At 33.5% G+C, this 18191-nt stretch carries 20 protein-coding genes and 1 tRNA gene; 6 read left to right on the top strand and 15 right to left on the bottom strand.

Features of this window, described 5'->3' with window-relative positions:
- Nucleotides 1-5: 5 nt before the first annotated feature.
- The 12 genes from AC1RPX_RS01315 to lepB all read right to left on the bottom strand — a co-directional run bounded on the left by AC1RPX_RS01315 (nt 6) and on the right by lepB (nt 10002).
- Nucleotides 6-692 (bottom strand): response regulator transcription factor, encoded by a 687-nt coding sequence (locus tag AC1RPX_RS01315; protein ID WP_409021818.1) that lies wholly within the window; start codon nt 690-692, stop codon nt 6-8.
- A 141-nt stretch (nt 693-833) separates the two neighbouring features.
- On the bottom strand, nt 834-1037 hold the full coding sequence (locus tag AC1RPX_RS01320; RefSeq protein WP_481761063.1) for a hypothetical protein: 204 nt from the start codon (nt 1035-1037) through the stop codon (nt 834-836).
- Between the two features lie 240 nt (nt 1038-1277).
- Nucleotides 1278-2765, bottom strand: coding sequence for an IMP dehydrogenase (guaB, locus tag AC1RPX_RS01325; RefSeq protein WP_481761064.1), 1488 nt, complete (start codon nt 2763-2765; stop codon nt 1278-1280).
- Nucleotides 2766-2928: 163 nt separating this feature from the next.
- Nucleotides 2929-3687: a DUF1129 family protein gene (locus tag AC1RPX_RS01330; protein ID WP_481761065.1), complete on the bottom strand. Its 759-nt coding sequence runs from the start codon at nt 3685-3687 to the stop codon at nt 2929-2931.
- A 29-nt stretch (nt 3688-3716) separates the two neighbouring features.
- Nucleotides 3717-4817, bottom strand: a complete 1101-nt coding sequence (gene ychF / locus AC1RPX_RS01335) for a redox-regulated ATPase YchF (protein WP_481761066.1) — start codon at nt 4815-4817, stop codon at nt 3717-3719.
- Nucleotides 4818-4839: 22 nt separating this feature from the next.
- A complete protein-coding gene (locus AC1RPX_RS01340; RefSeq protein ID WP_409021822.1) occupies nt 4840-5040 on the bottom strand; it encodes a DUF951 domain-containing protein in 201 nt (66 codons plus the stop codon).
- A gap of 13 nt (nt 5041-5053) precedes the next feature.
- Nucleotides 5054-5935, bottom strand: a complete 882-nt coding sequence (locus tag AC1RPX_RS01345) for a ParB/RepB/Spo0J family partition protein (RefSeq protein ID WP_409021823.1) — start codon at nt 5933-5935, stop codon at nt 5054-5056.
- Entirely contained in the window at nt 5925-6692 is a 768-nt protein-coding gene (locus tag AC1RPX_RS01350) for a ParA family protein (RefSeq protein WP_409021824.1), read from the bottom strand. Before AC1RPX_RS01350 ends, AC1RPX_RS01345 begins: the two co-directional genes overlap by 11 nt.
- A gap of 6 nt (nt 6693-6698) precedes the next feature.
- On the bottom strand, nt 6699-7547 hold the full coding sequence (noc, locus tag AC1RPX_RS01355; RefSeq protein WP_481761067.1) for a nucleoid occlusion protein: 849 nt from the start codon (nt 7545-7547) through the stop codon (nt 6699-6701).
- An 18-nt stretch (nt 7548-7565) separates the two neighbouring features.
- Nucleotides 7566-8300 (bottom strand): 16S rRNA (guanine(527)-N(7))-methyltransferase RsmG, encoded by a 735-nt coding sequence (gene rsmG / locus AC1RPX_RS01360; RefSeq protein WP_481761068.1) that lies wholly within the window; start codon nt 8298-8300, stop codon nt 7566-7568.
- A gap of 99 nt (nt 8301-8399) precedes the next feature.
- Nucleotides 8400-9350, bottom strand: coding sequence for a pyrimidine-specific ribonucleoside hydrolase RihA (rihA, locus tag AC1RPX_RS01365; protein WP_481761069.1), 951 nt, complete (start codon nt 9348-9350; stop codon nt 8400-8402).
- A gap of 49 nt (nt 9351-9399) precedes the next feature.
- The gene (gene lepB / locus AC1RPX_RS01370; protein WP_481761070.1) at nt 9400-10002 is read right to left on the bottom strand and encodes a signal peptidase I; all 603 of its coding nucleotides are present in this window, start codon (nt 10000-10002) and stop codon (nt 9400-9402) included.
- A gap of 477 nt (nt 10003-10479) precedes the next feature.
- Here lepB and AC1RPX_RS01375 point away from each other — a divergent pair, with 477 nt between their 5' ends.
- Both AC1RPX_RS01375 and AC1RPX_RS01380 read left to right on the top strand, forming a co-directional pair.
- A complete protein-coding gene (locus tag AC1RPX_RS01375; protein WP_481761071.1) occupies nt 10480-11928 on the top strand; it encodes a C40 family peptidase in 1449 nt (482 codons plus the stop codon).
- A gap of 452 nt (nt 11929-12380) precedes the next feature.
- Nucleotides 12381-12453: transfer RNA gene (locus tag AC1RPX_RS01380), tRNA-Ala, on the top strand.
- A gap of 80 nt (nt 12454-12533) precedes the next feature.
- Here the strand turns inward: AC1RPX_RS01380 and AC1RPX_RS01385 are convergent.
- On the bottom strand, nt 12534-12854 hold the full coding sequence (locus AC1RPX_RS01385) for an ArsR/SmtB family transcription factor (protein WP_481761072.1): 321 nt from the start codon (nt 12852-12854) through the stop codon (nt 12534-12536).
- A gap of 10 nt (nt 12855-12864) precedes the next feature.
- The gene (locus AC1RPX_RS01390) at nt 12865-13464 is read right to left on the bottom strand and encodes a cadmium resistance transporter (protein ID WP_481761073.1); all 600 of its coding nucleotides are present in this window, start codon (nt 13462-13464) and stop codon (nt 12865-12867) included.
- Between the two features lie 169 nt (nt 13465-13633).
- Between AC1RPX_RS01390 and AC1RPX_RS01395 the strand changes: the two genes are divergently transcribed.
- Together AC1RPX_RS01395 and AC1RPX_RS01400 are read left to right on the top strand one after the other, a co-directional pair.
- Nucleotides 13634-14644: a YdcF family protein gene (locus AC1RPX_RS01395; RefSeq protein WP_481761074.1), complete on the top strand. Its 1011-nt coding sequence runs from the start codon at nt 13634-13636 to the stop codon at nt 14642-14644.
- 211 nt (nt 14645-14855) lie between these two features.
- Nucleotides 14856-15077 carry a hypothetical protein gene (locus AC1RPX_RS01400; RefSeq protein ID WP_409021835.1) on the top strand — a complete coding sequence of 74 codons (222 nt, stop codon included), beginning with the start codon at nt 14856-14858 and terminating at the stop codon, nt 15075-15077.
- On the opposite strand, the gene AC1RPX_RS01405 is transcribed toward AC1RPX_RS01400, so the two are convergent.
- Entirely contained in the window at nt 15072-15383 is a 312-nt protein-coding gene (locus AC1RPX_RS01405; RefSeq protein WP_481761075.1) for a helix-turn-helix domain-containing protein, read from the bottom strand. The two genes, AC1RPX_RS01400 and AC1RPX_RS01405, sit on opposite strands and share 6 nt — an antisense overlap.
- A 381-nt stretch (nt 15384-15764) precedes the next feature.
- Between AC1RPX_RS01405 and AC1RPX_RS01410 the strand changes: the two genes are divergently transcribed.
- Together AC1RPX_RS01410 and AC1RPX_RS01415 are read left to right on the top strand one after the other, a co-directional pair.
- On the top strand, nt 15765-17303 hold the full coding sequence (locus tag AC1RPX_RS01410) for a zinc ribbon domain-containing protein (protein ID WP_481761076.1): 1539 nt from the start codon (nt 15765-15767) through the stop codon (nt 17301-17303).
- Nucleotides 17304-17321: 18 nt separating this feature from the next.
- Nucleotides 17322-18167, top strand: coding sequence for a DUF6574 domain-containing protein (locus AC1RPX_RS01415; protein ID WP_481761077.1), 846 nt, complete (start codon nt 17322-17324; stop codon nt 18165-18167).
- Nucleotides 18168-18191: the final 24 nt, after the last annotated feature.

The raw sequence follows: 18191 nt of genomic DNA on the forward strand, positions 1-18191 counted from the left end.
CCTCACTAATGCATTTCTATCTTGTATCCAACGCCCCAGACGGTTTTGATAATATCATCACCGTTTGTTGCTGCTTCAATTTTATCACGTAAATGGCTCACATGGACCATTACTGTTTTGGCAGAAATAATTGATTCTTGTTGCCAAACTTGTTCAAAAATATCATCCGCAGAGTACACATGATTTGGATGTGAGGCTAATAAATATAAAATACCGAATTCTAAAGCAGTTAATTGAATATCACTACCTTCAACTGTTTGAACTTCATGAGAATCTTTTTTAATAATTAGCGGTCCTATTTCAAGTGCAACATCAGGTGCCGGATTCGAGTTTTGGCTACGACGGAGTAATGATTTAACACGTGCCATAATTTCTAATGGGTTAAATGGCTTAACAACATAATCATCAGCACCTGTAATCAGTCCACGAATTTTGTCCATATCTTCTGTTTTAGCAGAAACCATTAATATTGGAATTTCTGAAGTTTTACGAACCTCTTTAATGACATCCATTCCGTTCATTTTAGGCATCATAACGTCGAGAATCATTACACCGATTTCTGGCATTTCTTCTAATTTTTCAATCGCTTCAAGTCCATTTTGAGCAGTAATTGCTTCGTAACCTTCATTTTTTAAATAAATAGAGATTAAATCAACGATTTCTTTTTCATCATCTACAACTAAAATTTTCATTGGATATCTCCTGACTTTTCTTTACTTATAGTATATTGTATCAAATATCACACACGATAACTTTAAAGAATTGGTTAAATCTACTTAATCTAAGTAGTACAAAAAAAGCTTTCGTAAAAAACGAAAGCTTTCCATTTTTTATTATCCACGTTCTAATAAGTAGTTAAATAAACCGCCCATTGTTTTATCTGATAACTCAATCTCTTTACCAGATTCCGTTACTTTAGTAATTTTATAATAATCTTCAAACTCAGGTACTTCCAATTGCATCATCGCAACAAAAGCTGCTGCCGTTTTATAAGTTGCTTGTAGCTGTTCCCCATGAACGTAATCAATAATTAACATATTCGTAACCCCCTATAATATTTATACTCGTAGTGTAGTCTATAAATTTAAATACTTCCACAATTGATACTTATTTTTAAGTAAATTAATATTTCTAACTAATGTCGTATTCCTTTTACTGTATACAATGATTTTGCATCAAATCATGATTAATCATTAGAGTCTTATTTATAATTTAAAACTCTCCATTAAAAAAGACGTAACTTCTTTCATCTGAAAGAAATCACGCCTTTTTAATTATTATTTAACTGAGTAATTAGGTGCTTCTTTGGTAATTTGAACATCATGTGGATGTGATTCAATTAAACCAGCACCTGAAATTTGAACAAATTGTGCGTCATCTTGTAATGCCTTCAATGTTCCAGCACCAACGTAACCCATACCTGAATGTAAGCCTCCAACCATTTGGAAAACAATATCAGCTAAACTACCCTTGTATGATACACGACCTTCAATACCTTCTGGCACTAACTTATTAGCTTCATTTACGCCACTTTGGAAGTAACGATCAGAAGAACCATTTGATTGTTCCATAGCTGCTAAACTTCCCATACCTCGGTAAACTTTGAAACGACGACCTTCATAAATTTCAAATTCACCAGGAGCTTCATCAGTTCCAGCTAACATACTACCTAACATCACAGCGTTACCACCGGCAGCAAGGGCTTTAACGATATCACCAGAGTATTTAATACCCCCATCAGCGATGATTGTTTTACCATATTCACGAGCTACTTCAGCAGCGTCATAAATAGCTGTTAATTGCGGAACACCAACACCAGCAACAATCCGTGTTGTACAGATTGATCCAGGTCCTATTCCAACTTTAACAACATCAACGCCAGCATCATAAAGGGCACGAGTTGCTTCGCCAGTTGCGACATTACCTGCGATTAAAGTTGCTTCTGGGAATTGTGCTCTGATTTCAGTAATTTTACGGATAACACCGGCTGAATGACCATGAGCAGTATCGATAACTAAAGCATCAACACCAGCATCTAGTAAAGCTGTAGCACGTTCAAATGTATCACTTGTAACACCAACAGCGGCAGCAGCAAGTAAGCGGCCATGTTCATCTTTAGCTGCGTTAGGAAATTCAACAACTTTTTCGATATCTTTAATTGTTATTAAACCAGTTAAACGACCATTTTTATCAATGATTGGTAATTTTTCAATTTTATTTTTTTGGAGTATTTTTTCAGCTTCTTTAAGCGAAGTACCTTCCGCAGCTGTTACTAATCCTTCTTTAGTCATAACACTATCAATTAGGACTGACATATCAGAAACAAAACGTAGATCACGATTCGTAATGATACCAATCAATAAGCGATTTTCTAATGTTTCAACGATTGGAACACCACTAATACGGTAACGTTTCATCAATTGTTCAGCATCTGCAACAGAATGTTGCGGTGTTAAATAGAAAGGATCAATAATAACGCCACTTTCAGAACGTTTTACTTTTCTGACTTCTTCAGCTTGTTGTTCGATACTCATATTTTTATGAATAACACCTAAGCCACCTTGGCGAGCCATAGCAATCGCCATTTTAGAATCTGTAACAGTATCCATGCTAGCACTTAAAATTGGGACATTTAATTTGATATTCTTAGCTAATTGTACACTGATATCAACCTCGTTCGGTAATACATGACTTTCTGCAGGTATTAACAACACGTCATCAAAAGTAAATCCTTTTTTAACGAACTTCGTTTCCCAATTTGACATTTTAAAACCAGCTTTCTACTTTTATTTTGTTTACTAACATACCAGATAAACTCAACATTGGTCAAGGTTATCGTCCGATTCTTATTAACCTATAATCGTTTTTAACTGTAACAAAAAAGAGTTCAAAAATTTTACCTGAACTCTTTTCAAGATATCAATCAATTTAAAACATTGTTCGGTTGATATTATAGCGACGTTTAACGTAAATTCTAACTGCAAATGCGATTAATGCAATTACAAGATAAACAGGGGCTGGCAACAATGCATTAAGTGGTCCTGGAATCAATGCCACTAACATGTAGGCAAGAATCCATACTGCAAGAAAGGCTACAAATACTAGTAATGTAACCCAGAAAGCTGGTTTGTCTTCTTTTTTGACGTTTGGGCCATATTTTTTGTAGAAGAGCGCTGCTCCAATACCACCCAAAATTGATGTGATTAGTAGTGTTAATAATCCACCAGCACCAGAAGCTTCTGCTTGCGTACTTGTTTTACTCATTAATCCCATAACACCGTACATACCAGCAAAAATTAATAACATCATCAACCCATTATCTAAAGCTGTTAACCAAAAACTACTTGTTGGTTCTGCAGCTTTTTTCTGTGGGCCCATAATGATATCAGTTGCTTTTGTACTAACAGGACCATATAGTTTAGTTGCTGTTACACCTTTATGCTGTTCGGTGCGAAGTTCTGCAACAATTTCACCAATGACCGTATTTCGTTTTTCATCATTAATTTTTGAATCTTTCAAAATACTATTTAAACGGTAAACATAATCTTCATTACGCTTCGTTAATCCCGCAAAGGGTCCTTTATCCTGTAACTTCGTTTCTTTTTCTAAATGTTCTTTTTGTTTTGCTGCAGCTGTCGCATTTCTCTCTTCAACTGATGTTTCTTCGACTTTGTTTTCTTCTGACATGACTAACAACCCCTACTGACTTATTTTATTTAGACGTTAAATCTGAACTCAATAATATCGCCATCTTGTACGACATATTCTTTACCTTCGGAACGTAAACGACCAGCTTCACGAACTGCTGCGACGCTTCCATTTTTATCTAAATCAGCAAATGACATTGTTTCAGCACGGATAAATCCACGTTCAAAATCTGAATGGATAATTCCGGCAACTTGAGGTGCTTTCATCCCTTGTTTAAAGGTCCATGCTCGTGTTTCGGCACCACCAGCAGTAAAGAAAGTTGCTAAACCTAGTAATTTATAAGATGCCCTGATTAAGCGATCAAGTCCTGATTCTTCAACACCAGCAGCTTCAAGGAAATCAAGTTTATCTTCATCATCTAGTTCAGCAATTTCTTCTTCTGTTTTAGCAGAAACGGCTAAACATTCTGAACCTTCTTCTTTTGCAAAGGCTTCAATTAATTTTACATACTTATTAGCATCTGGGTCAGCCATGTCATCTTCAGCAATATTAGCGACATAAAGAACTGGTTTGTTCGTTAATAAAAACATACCTTTAACATATTTTTCTTCTTCTTCATCAAATTCAATTGAGCGAACGGCATGTCCAGCTTCAAGAACTGGTTTGATTTTTTGTAAAATACTGAATTCAGCCAACGCATCTTTATCTTTTGTTCTAGCCACTTTTTCAACTTTAGCATAACGTTTTGTCACACTATCTAAATCTGCAAAAACAAGTTCTAAGTTGATTGTTTCAATATCGTCCATTGGATCCACTTTATCAGAAACATGTGTGATATTATCATCGTCAAATGCACGAACAACGTGCACAATAGCATCAACTTGACGAATATTTTCTAAAAATTTATTACCAAGTCCTTCACCTTTACTTGCGCCTTTAACAATACCGGCAATATCCGTAAATTCAAAAGTTGTATGAATAATTTTTTTAGCAGGGACTACTTCATCGATACGTGCTAATCGTTTATCTGGAACTTCAACCATCCCAACGTTTGGATCGATTGTCGCAAATGGGTAATTAGCCATTTCCGCGCCTGCTTTTGTAATTGCGTTAAATAAAGTTGATTTACCTACGTTTGGTAATCCTACGATTCCTGCCGTTAATGCCATAATTAGACGTCACTCTTTTCATTTATTTTGTATTATCTTCTGTTGTTGCTTTTTCTAACATTTTTTTCATCTTTTTTTCAAATTCTCGTCTAGGTAATAGAATAAGGTGCCCGCATCCTAAACACTTAATGCGAATATCCATTCCCATTCGCACGATTTCCCAGCGGTTAGTCCCACAAGGATGTGGTTTTTTCATTTCAACAATATCATGTAAGTCATACATACTGACTAACCTCCTAGTCTAGTGAAATATCAAGTAAGTCCAAAATACGGTTCAAATCATCCGTTGATAAGTAGTCAATTTCTATCTTACCTTTATGATTTTTTTTGCTCTGTTGGATAGAAACTTGTGTTCCAAATTTTTCTTTTAACAAGTTCTCACTTTGTTGAACATAAATTGATTTTTCAACTTCGTTCACTTTTTTAGTATTCTTTTTAATTTCGCCGTTCATTTGGGCAATTACTTTTTCCAACTCACGAACAGTTAGATTTTCTTTAACTGTTCTTTTAGCTAATGCCCCAATTTTTTGTTTATCTTTAAGTGACAGCAATGTTCTTGCTTGACCCATCGATAACTGATCAACTTGGAGTAATTCTTTAACTGAGTTGGGCAATCCTAATAAACGCAAATAATTAGCAATATAAGGACGACTTTTGCCTAATCGCTCTGAAACTTGTGACTGCGTTAAGTTTAATTTTTCCATCAACATGTTATAAGCTTCTGCCTCTTCTAAAGGAGACAATTCTTCACGTTGTAAATTTTCCAAAATAGCAACTTCCATCATTGCTTCTTCTGTCATCGTTCTAATAATTGCAGGGACATCTGTTAGTCCTGCTAATTTAGACGCACGGAAACGACGTTCTCCTGCAATGATTTCATAACCCTTAATGACTGATTCTCTTACAATAATTGGTTGGAAGACACCTGATTTTTTGATAGACGCAGCTAATTCTTTTAGGGCATCTTCATCAAATGTTTTACGAGGTTGGTAAGGATTAGGGCGAATTTCAGCTAAGTTTAAACGAACAACAGATTCTTTTGTATCATCATATTGATCAAGTTCATCCTGAAATAACGCGTTAATCCCTTTTCCAAGACCTTTTTTATTATTTACCATGCGCTTTTAACACTTCCTTTGCCAATTCCATATAGACTTGAGCACCCTTCGACTTAGGATCGTAATCAATAATTGCCATCCCATGGCTAGGTGCTTCAGACAAGCGGACATTTCGCGGAATAATTGTCTTGTAGACTTTTTCTGCAAAATATTTTTGCACCTCAGACACAACTTCTGCGCCTAAATTTGTACGTGCATCATACATTGTCATTAAAACGCCTTCAATGGCTAAATCTGGATTAAAATGCTTTTGAACTAAACGAATTGTGTTAAGCAATTGGCTTAAACCTTCCAAAGCATAGTATTCACTTTGAACAGGAATTAAAATTGATTTACTAGCTGTAAAGGCATTAATTGTAATCAATCCAAGTGATGGCGGGCAATCTATTAAAATATAATCATACTGATCTTCAATTGTTTTAACGGCATCCAATAATCTTGTTTCACGAGCCATTTGCGGTGTTAATTCAATCTCAGCACCAGCCAATTGAATGGTTGCCGGAACGATATCTAATCCTTTATGACTAGTAGCTAGAATTGTCTCCTTAATTGGAAATTCATTAACTAAAACATCATAAATATCTTTTTTTATTGTTGATTTTTCAATACCAACACCACTTGTTGAATTTCCTTGAGCATCCGTATCTATTAATAAAACACGCTTGCCTAGCTCGGCTAAACAAGCGCCTAAATTCACACTCGTTGTTGTTTTACCAACGCCACCTTTTTGGTTTGCTAATGAAATAACAATTCCCATGTTTGATTAACCCTCCTTTTTTGATTCAATCACATCAATAATAACGCGATACCCTGAATCAGTTTTTTCTTGTTTTGATTTAATCGTTACACCGTTATTTTCTATAACTTGAACCGCTTGTTTTAGGGTATTAATCACTAATCTTTTATCAGGATTACCTTTTTTCGTGTTTTTCTTTTCAGACACTTTTGATTCTGGTTTAATTTTATTAGCTGAAATTAACTTTTCGGTTTCTTTCACTGTTAATTTCTCTTTTAAAATACGTTTTAATAATTTTTTTTGATTGCTAGCTGATAAACTAACCATTGCTCTTCCGTGACGTTCGGATATCTGTTGCGCCATAATGGACGTTTGTACGTCATGTTCTAATTTTAATAAACGCAATTTATTAGCAACAAATGCTTGGCTTTTACCCATATCTTCAGCTAATTTTGACTGTGATAAGTGGTTTAAACTCATTAGTTTACTGTAGGCCTCTGCTTCTTCAATTGCTGTTAGTTCCTCACGTTGTAAATTTTCAATTAGTGCCATCGAAGCCGCTTGGTCGTCGTCCATTTTCTGAACAATTGCCGGAATTTTTTTCCATCCTAATGAAGATGCTGCCCGAAAACGACGTTCCCCAGCAATAATCTCATATTTTCCAGTCTCATACTCTCGCAAAATAATAGGCTGCAATAACCCGTGTTCTTTAAGGGTTTGTGCTAATTCATCAATTTTTTGATCATCAAAGACACGACGAGGTTGGAAGCGATTGGGTACAATAGTCGTAACAGAAATGTCACTAACCTTCGTTTGATTCGTTTCATCTTCTTGTTCTTGTTGATTTTTACGATTTCCTAAAAATGAAAATGCCATTTTCCGACGACCTCCTGACTATATCTTATTTACAAGTGGGGTACGTCCAGGTACACCCGCTTTTCTAGGGTATTTTTTAGGACTTAATTTGACTTTATCAACGACTAATAGATGACGTTCGTCATCTGAAATTGGTAAAGTAAATTCATGATTAGCCACAACTTGACCACCTAAAAGCTTGATAGCATATTCGGCATCGACTAATTCTTCGTCCATTTTTTGAGCTTTGAGAGCGATAAATTGACCATTTAATTTAACTAAAGGTAAGCACAATTCAGATAGTACGCTCAATCTTGCAACAGCACGAGCTGTCACGATATCATATTGTTCTCTATATAAACTTTTTTTACCTGCAAATTCTTCAGCACGATTATGAAAAAAAGCAACCCCTGTAATATCTAATTTGTCCGCCAATTCATTTAAAAAGTTGATACGTTTATTCAACGAATCAACAATAGTCACCGTTAATTGCGGAAAAGCAATCTTCAGTGGAATTGAAGGGAAGCCGGCACCTGCGCCGACGTCACAAATAGATAAGGGCTCGCTTTGTATTTCTTTTGAATAAAAAGCAGGCGTTAAAGAATCATAAAAATGTTTCAAATAAACGTCTGATTTTTCTGTAATAGCAGTCAGATTAAGGTTTTCATTTGTCATTACTAAAAATTCATAGTATGTTTCAAATTGTGCCATTTGTCTGTCTGTTAAATTAATGTCTTTTTCAGCTAATGCTTGACGAAATTCTTCTGGATTCATATGACTGGCCCTCCGTTATTTGTGAAACAAAACGATGTTTCACGTCCTGTTTAACTTTAACGTATTTAGGCCAGAAATACAAGCCAACTGTAAGATTCTCTATCCTACTAATTTATCAAATTTTTTAAGTTTTGAAATTAATAATTCGACAAATTTTGCACGGTCAATTGATAGTAAGACTTCTGTATTTTTTTCTAATCCCAATAAATCAAATTTATCAACGATTGTCTCACCTTTAGTAAGATCACCATTCACCTCAACATCAACATGGTACTTTTCACTTGTGAATAATTCAGGATGTAACATCCAAGCAATTGTACAAGGGTCATGTAATGGAATACCGTCGAATCCCCATTTTTCTTGACCATAGTAAATACCATAAAATTTCAATAACCCGTAGGCTGATTGCGCTACTTTATTATTAATCTTACCAATTTCTTCAATTTCAGAATCTAAAATTTGTGCTTGATGAGTTAAGTTTAATCCAGCCATAACCATTGGAATAGAGTCATTTAAAACCATTTTTGCTGACTCTGGGTCCACGGCAATATTAAATTCTGAACCAGGTTTAACATTTCCAACATCCGTTGAGCCACCCATAAAGACAATTTTTTCAATTTTATTTTTTAATTCAGGATAGACAGCTAAAAATAGTGCCATATTCGTCATTGGGCCCGTGACAACCATTGTAACTTTTTCAGCACTTTTAGATAATGTTTCTGCAATTAACTCAATTGCTGTTAAATTAGTTGCTGGAATTTCAGATTTAGGTAACTCTGTTCCATCAACACCAGTATCTCCATGAACGGCATCGGCAATCATTAATTCTTGTAGTAAAGGTTTTTTATTTCCACTAGCAACTGGAACATCTGTCCGTTCCATCAATGTTAGTAGTCGACAAGCGTTATCAAATGTTTTATCAGGTGTTTGATTTCCAGCGGATGTTGTCACCGCACGTAAATCAAATTCTGGTGAAGCAATAATCATCATTAACGCTAATGCGTCATCATGTCCTGGATCACAATCTAAAATAATTGGTGTTTTTGTCATAATAAAATCTCCTCTTCAATCGAATTATTTTTCTGCATTTTTAATGCAATTAATAAATATATTTATGATCAGCCTTATTAAAATTCCAGAATGGTACTTTTACAACACCTTGAATTTTCGACTTATCAACGAACCCCCAGTAACGACTATCATTAGATACTGAACGATGATCTCCTAGAACAAAATATTTATCTGAAGGTACTCTGATAGCTGAAGTATCTTTAGCCCATTGATTATCTACAGCCAATGACTTGAATGTCCAGTTTTTAGCATTTATGTTCTGAACCCTTGTCCCTACTGTTTTTTGATAAGTTGAAATATAAGGTTCTTCAATTTCTTTACCATTAACATAGACATGATCATTTTTAAATTCTACTGTATCACCAGGCATTCCAATAACACGTTTAACATACTCTTGACCCTCAGTTGCATCAGGATCTACGCCGTATGCATCAAAAACAACAGTACTAAAGCGCTTAATATCAATAACTTTAACAACAGCAACATGCTCATTATTAACTAAGTTAGGTTGCATCGATGGCCCATCAACACGTACCATTGTGACAACAAATGTTTTTAAAAGCATCGCGATTATTAAACCGATTGCAATCGGTATAATCCAACTCATTATTTCTTTAACTATTCTTTTCATATTTCCACCTAATCATTATATTTTTTATCCCCTTATTTAGTTAATTATACGCCAACTATTTAAGGACTTTCAATATCCAATAATTCAAATGATACCAGACAATGAAATCCCTTTCTATTAAAACTTAAAATTTCATTTGCAACCATGTAAAACGACTGGTATAGTTTTAATTAGTTCTAGTAGTATAGAAACATAAGGTTTCTGTAATATCTTTGTAACATCGGGGGGCAATATATTTTAATTTAAAATATATTGAAAGTGTTCTAAACCATTATTGCACATGGGATTTACTAAATTAAATAAATTATAAGTTAAATACATAAATCATCATTATCATTGATATATAAACATTACTTAGTATATATTACAAAATCATGCTAAGTTGTAATAGTTTTTGTATTTGATTGCAACACTAACCGGTTACAATAGTTACTGTAGTATAAATCCAATAAAATAAGAAAGTAGATGTGACTCAACTTGAATAACACACTTAAATCATTATTACTCGGTACAGTTGGTACCGCTGGCCTCCTTCTTGCATCTAACGCAACTGCTGATGCAGCAACAGTTAAAGTTCAAACAAACGATACTGTTTGGGCTTTTTCTCAGAAGTATGGCGTTTCAATCAAAACAATCGAAACTTTAAACAATATTGACGCAAATTCTCATATTATTGTAAGTGGTCAATCATTAAATATTCCTGAAAAGGATAGCAACGCTAAAGCAAGCTCAACACAAAAAAGTACTTCAGCTAAAACAAGTACTATCGTTACTACTAATACTTCAGTAAATAAAACATCCGTTACTGTTAAAAATGGTGATTCATTATGGTCAATCGCTAAAGAAAATGGCATTTCAATCTCAGCACTTCGTTCGGCTAATGGATTTGCTGATAACTCAGCACTTATCTTACCCGGTCAAAATTTAACATTAACTGGTTCAAAAGCGGTAGCTGCAAGTACTACTGTTACTCCCGCTAAAGTAACACCAGCTAAAACTGTTAAAGTAGAAACAAGTACTGCTAAACCAGTTGCTACAACTCCTAAAGCAGAAGTAAGTGCTGCTAAATCAGTTACTGCAACTCCTAAAGTAGAAACAGCTACACCTAAAGCAGCATCTACTACAAATAATAAGACTGTTACTGTTAAAAACGGCGATTCATTATGGTCAATCGCTCAATCAAACGGTATTACTATCTCAGCACTATGTGATGCTAATGGTTTATCTTCTAATTCAATGATTAACCCTGGCCAAACATTAAACTTAACAGGTTCAATGGCTAAAGTAGCTTCTACAACTGCTGAAAAAGTTGTTACACCTGCAAAAGCTACAACAACACCTAAAGCTGCTGTAACTTCTAATGCTACTTCAACACCTAAGGCTGCTACAAGTTCTAATACTGCTTCAACAGCTAACACTGCTGTTGCAAGTTCTAATACTACTTCAACAACTAATACTGCTGCTGCAAGTTCTAATACTACTTCAACAACTAATACTGCTGCTGCAAGTTCTAATACTACTTCAACAGCTAATACTGCTGCTGCAAGCTCTACAACACAAACAGCAAGCTACTCAGCAAGCAAAGTTATCTCTGTTGCTAAAGCATACATAGGTACTCCTTATGTTTGGGGTGGATCAACTCCTTCTGGTTTTGATTGTTCAGGATTCACACAATATGTATTCGCAAAAGTTGGTATTAACTTAAACCGTAATACTATTGGACAAGAATCAAATGTTTCTAAGAAATCAACTGCTGCTGCTCAACCTGGAGATTTATTATTCTGGGGAGCTCAAGGTTCTACATACCATGTTGGTATTTACTTAGGTGGTGGCCAATATATCGCTGCTCCAGAACCTGGTCAAAATGTTAAAATTGGTGCATTAGCATATTACCCTGCTTCATTTGCTGGTACTGTTAATAAATAATATTATGAAGGTCCCACTCACTAAGTGAGTGGGACCTTTTTTTATGGATTTTAATATATAAAGTATTCTGGTTCGGAATCTATAAAAGTTGCTAAGATTGGAAATAAGTCCGTTAGAAATCTGAATTTTATTATTTGTTCCTTCTAAAAGAGTATTAATCGAATAATTATTAATGTTTGGAAATATCTTCACATCACGCCATCATAAGATTATGTCTGCTATTTAAAAACAAAAATCTTATACTCTTCGGCTTATTCATCATTAATCAAAAACTGGTATTTAATGCTTTTTACCCTACTATTAACAAGTGATATTTGAAACCTTTTATCTTTAAAAATCGTTACTCATTTTAAAATGTTTCATGTGAAACATTTTAAAATGGCATAAATACATAGAAGCAAAACTAACTTTTTCTTTTAATTTTGGCTATTTGGTGTATTATAAAGCTATTCGGGCCCTTAGCTCAGTTGGGAGAGCGTCTGCTCCGCAAGTAGAAGGTCGACGGTTCAAATCCGTTAGGGTCCATAGTAACCACTACAGATTTTAAAAATCAAAAAAGAGATTAACTTCAATTTGAAGTTAATCTCTTTTTCTTACGTTTCTATTTAATAAGGTTTTCCATTTGCAACGTGTTTTGCATGTTGCAACAGCGCTGTCATAGTTTCAATAATATGCGGATCGTCAATTTGATAGTACATTAACTTTCCTTCTCGTCTCTGACTAATTATTTGATGCGTTTTTAATAAACTTAATTGATGAGATAAGTTTGTTTGTTCAACATTAAGTATCTTTGATAATTCAGTTACATTATATTCATGTTGTTCCAATAAATAGATTAATTGTAATCTTATTCGATTATTCAATAGCTTAGTTATCATAATTGATTCATCAAGTTCACTTTTTGGAATTTCATTGTACGGTTGCATTATTTTCCTCCTACATAAAGTGCTGAATAGTACCACTTTCTAATAATATATATAGACCTAAGAAAACATAAACAATTAGAGTGATTAAATTACCAAAATTTTGAAAAAATTCTTGGATTTTAGGTAAATTAGTAATCATTTTACTCAACCATGTAATGATACATAAGAATATAAAAAATAGCATCAGTACAATAGGTACATCCCTAATAGATAATGTCGTGAAAAATGGGACGTAGATAGCAAGATTATCTGGTCCACAAGTTGCAATAGTAATCATAATTACATTTAAAATTATGCCTTGACCCGGTTTTCCTAATTTCTCCCGGACCTCATTACCCTCATCTTCATCACTAAAATACATTTTTATACCCATTATAATCGGAATAAGTCCCAAAAATCCTAAGATCCATTCTTCAGGAATCAGTTTTAACCAAAAGGCAGCAATCAAACTAACTGCTATAAGCGTCCCACTACCAAGTAGCTCTCCTATAAATATTAATTTTTCTTCATGTTTATTTTTATACTTAGCAAAAATAATAATTAGAATTAAAAGATAATCGATATTTGTTGAAATGAATGCGAGTACAGTTGAACCTAATAGTGTGACCATTATAGCATCTCCTCTATATGATATATTATTCATATGATATTTTGTTCATGTGAATAATATATCATATGTTAACGTCCATGTAAACGGTTAAATATAAATTTATTAGTACCTTATTTATTCAAAAATATGCTAGAATTAGTTTATTATCTATTACTTCGGAGGAATTCATATGGACTATCTAATACTGTTACTACCTATTTTATTGTTAGCTATTTGGTATATCAGCTTTCACAAAGAACCACGTCAATTAATTAATGGATTTCTGTTCAATATATTTGTCATTTCTTTAATAGGTGTACTCGCTACTTCCCCTATCAATTTTATGAAAAATAGCGCTGTTTTTATTATCATTGTTGGCGCTATAGGTTTGATATTACTTTCAATTGCAACTATTCCATTTTTATTAATTAATACTGGACTAGTCTTTAAACGTGAAAGTTATTCATTAGCTAACATGCTTGGACTACTACTTGCTATTGTTCTTATCATTCGCTGGTTTGTGACACCTTTAATCAGTACGTGGCCTTGGTATCTTCAATTACCATTTAATTTTGCTTCGTTGACTGGCTTATATCTTATGTTCGCTTTTTTAAATTTCTTGTCTGTTAGTATTTTATATAGCTTACGACGTCCAAAATATGATCAAGACTACATCATTGTACTAGGTGCAGGTTTAATCAACGGTTATAAAGTTAGTAAACTACTTGCCAACAGAATCAAACGTGCTACCAATTTTGCGGACAAACAAATACTATTAGGCGGTAAACGCCCGATTATTATTTTTTCAGGTGGGCAAGGTAATGATGAGTCTATTTCAGAAGCACAGGCAATGCAAAAATGGGCCATCGACAGTGGTTATCCAGAAGAATTTACATTACTAGAAGACAAATCAACAACGACTTTTGAAAATATGCGTTTCTCAAAAAAAATAATTGATCTTGATCATAGAGGGGATCATATTTTATTCAGTTCAAATAACTACCATATCTTTCGTGCTGCAATATTTGCACGAATGGTTGGTGTAAATGCTCAAGGCATTGGCGGGAAAACGCCATGGTATTTTTTACCTAATGCGTTCTTGCGTGAATTCATTGCTATCATAATGCTTCATAAAAATCGTCATTTTATAGTTATTTTGTTGCTCCTTTTACTGTCTATTTTTCAACAGCTTTTTAAATAATTATTACTTCAATACTTACTTAAATTAATTAATCTACTTAAAAGGATAAACCTTTAATTTATGTCATATTGACAAAACTCAGTACTATCGTTAGAATTAATTTTTATTAATATCAGTCTTATAAATTAACTATTTTTGTTGTAATCTAAGCATTAGCTAATAAAAGCTAATGCTTTTTTTATACAGTTTTTTAGTAAGGGAGATTTTATTTATGAATGGGATAGATATACACGATAATTTGAAGGTATTACAAGATTTAAAATTTTTAATTTATGACTTTAGTAACCATAGGATTGATTTTCACAATTTTGATATTTTAACTTTAGATTTACCTACCAAACAAATTGATTTAGTCTCAGCCTATCAAGCACAAAAAATTGACCACACTATTGAAGAAATAGCATGGTCAATCATTAATGATAATCATTTATAAACGGATTACTTTAAGCAATAATTCAGCTGTCGCTTCTCTTTTTTCTTTGGGTAAAGAAGCAAGATAATTAATCAAATCCAGCGTTGCAACACCTTTTAAATTTTGATTAGTAAAGAAGTCAGCTAACGTCATATCCAGCGCTTCAGCAATATCTGATAATTTTTTTATTTTAATATTATCTAACTTACCTCGCTCTATCAAAGAAATTAAACTAACAGAAGATTTTGATTTTTCAGCCAGTTGCTCAATGGTCATATTCAATAATTTTCGTTTAGCACGAATTAAAATTCCTATTTTTTTAAGCATATTAAACTCCTAATCAGAAAGGTTCTCTTTATGGTAAAGGTTTTTAAAACAATCAAACAGATTATAGCTTATCTTTTTTTAATATATATATATATACAAAAACCTTTTAAGCTGATAAAATAACTTAAGTTTCGTTTAAGGTTTGTCTTTATTCGTTGATTTAGTAATTTAAATCTAAGGAGGCCACGGGGGGTATTACTAATTCTGCATCTAACAACCTAAAAAAATACATAAGTACCAATGATTAAAATCCTATTTTATGCGATTGAGTTAGCCATTATTTTATAAACTAAAACTCGCTATGTATACACTAGATTTGGTAACTTTTAGTTAAGTAGTCAAAGTTAATCATATTATTAAGGTAGTTAAAAAGGAGATCCAATGATTAAAAAAGAACAAATCTATTATGCGCCTTCAGATGATTTATCTGGGAGTACGACAAAAAAATTCTGTCCTAATTGTGGAAGTGAAGTTCCTAAGGATGGTAATTTCTGTCCTAATTGTAATTTTGATTTACGTGTTAATTCAGTTGCGTCACAGCAACCTGTTACGCCGGTTCAACCAACACAACAACAAATGCCACCTACACAAACACGAACTGCAAATCCTAAATTACCCATCTCAGGTAAAACAAAATTCATCAGAATTTTGATTGGTATTATCGCTCTTATTATTGTTGTTGGCTACTATGCTGGAACAAAATATTACTCAAAAGAAAATCAAATTGAACGAATTACAGATGCATTAAAAACCGATAAAAACATGGAAGCTTATTTTTCAACATCGGATACGGCATTAAAAATTACTGATGAGTCTATGAAACCTGCATCAGATGCATGGGGTAGTACAGACTCTCTTAAAACTTTTAAAAACGAATTAACCAATGGAGCAAGCACTTCAACACATTTTCATTTAAAAGAAAATGGTAAACATTGGTTATTATTCCCTAAATATACGGCTGACTTTTCAACCGTTTCCGTTAACTTATCAACGAATAGCTCTGGGGCTGTTATCAAGATGAATGATAAAAAAGTTGCTACAGCTGACTCTGATAATTACAGTAAAACAATCTCAAATCTAGTTCCCGGTAACTACACAATAGAAGCAGCTGGCTCTATTGATGGTACTAAACTAAATAATAAATCGACTGAGACGCTCACTAGTTCAACTTCTAACGTCAATTTAGATTTAAGTACACTTACTTTTAGAATTAAAAGTATCGCAAATGCTGATATCTATGTTAATTCTAAAAAAGTTGGTACAACTGATGATGATGGTTCTGCAACAATTGGCCCTATTGCCTCTTCTGGAAACAATCGATTGCAGCTTAAAGAAAAGGTCGGAGACAACACTCTCGTTACCAGTGAATACCAAATTTCAGGTAGCGATGATGATAACGACGTAACTTTAAATAATACAGATGAAAATGGCTTTCAAGATAGTTCTAGTAGCAATTTATTCAATATTAATTTTCCTAATATGTTAACTCTAGATGATGCAGAAAGTTATATAGACAATTTATTTACCCAAATTGATGACTACACTATCGATGGTGATGACTCTAATGAGGATTCAAATGATAGTTATGGCTCAATAGGCAGTTTCTTTGTTAATGGCTCAAGCAATGCAGATGCCAAGGCATGGGTGACTATTGCTAAAAATTATCATGATGATGATGCAATCAGTAGTGTCTCTTATGACGCTAAAGTATTATCAGTAACACCGACAGATAAAAATAAATTTGATGTCGCTTATGATGTTACTTATACGTTCGATTTCACTGATAGTGACGATAATTATTCAACTAAAACACAAGTATTTAGATATACTGCTAAAGTTAATTATTCTAATAACGATGACTTCTTAATCAAGTCAATTACACCCGCTAAAAAAATTAGTGAAAAAATTGAAGACAACTAAACTTTGGAGGAAATAATCATGAAAACATGCCCAAACTGTAGTTCACAACAACCAGAAAATGTAAAATTTTGTACAAACTGTGGATTTGCCTTTTCCATTAAACCAGCCCAAGAAACGGCCGCAACACAATCACAAAACGTACAAGAACCAACAAAATTCCAACAACAATACACGCAACAACAAGATACTAAAGCTCAAAATGAGAATATTGAACAAGCTAAAACATTCGCATCAAATTATTGGTCTTATTTCTTAAATGCCATTAAACATCCCACAATTTTAGAAAATGGTCATAAATATTTCGGCTTTACGACAATTATTTTATTCGCCATATTTAATGATATTTTTGTAAAATTAATAATGGATAATGTTGCTAAATCTGTTAATTCAAGTCTATTTTCAGGACTCTTTAACACTCAAAGTACCTATGCGCCAACAATTGACAGTAGTGTCTACGCAAAATTATTTTTCTTAACACTACTAGCTTTTGCCTTTTACATACTAATTGGATTTTTTGTTCGTAATGTTGTTTTAGGCGATAAGAGTGATACCTTACTTTCATTTACAAATCGCTTTACACACTACCTCATGATCAATCTTGTATTAGCTGTCCTTAGTATGCTTTTCATGCTACTTGGAATGAGAGGCCTTGCTGTATTCATGTATGCTTTAATGGCCCTTATCATGAGTATTGCTTTCATTTTATCGATGATTATTGATACAAATCCACTTAAAATAGATAAACTTTACGGCGTTGTCATTGGACAACTTCTATTAGCTTTAGTTTTCATGATTGTTATGTCAGTATTTGCTGTCAGTTTAGCAGCCAACATAGCTTCAATCATCTCTGCAGCTGGATTTTAAGTTTATTGCTTAACCTAATTATAA

Source organism: Dellaglioa sp. CoH-56-MRSF-14, assembly GCF_056782115.1.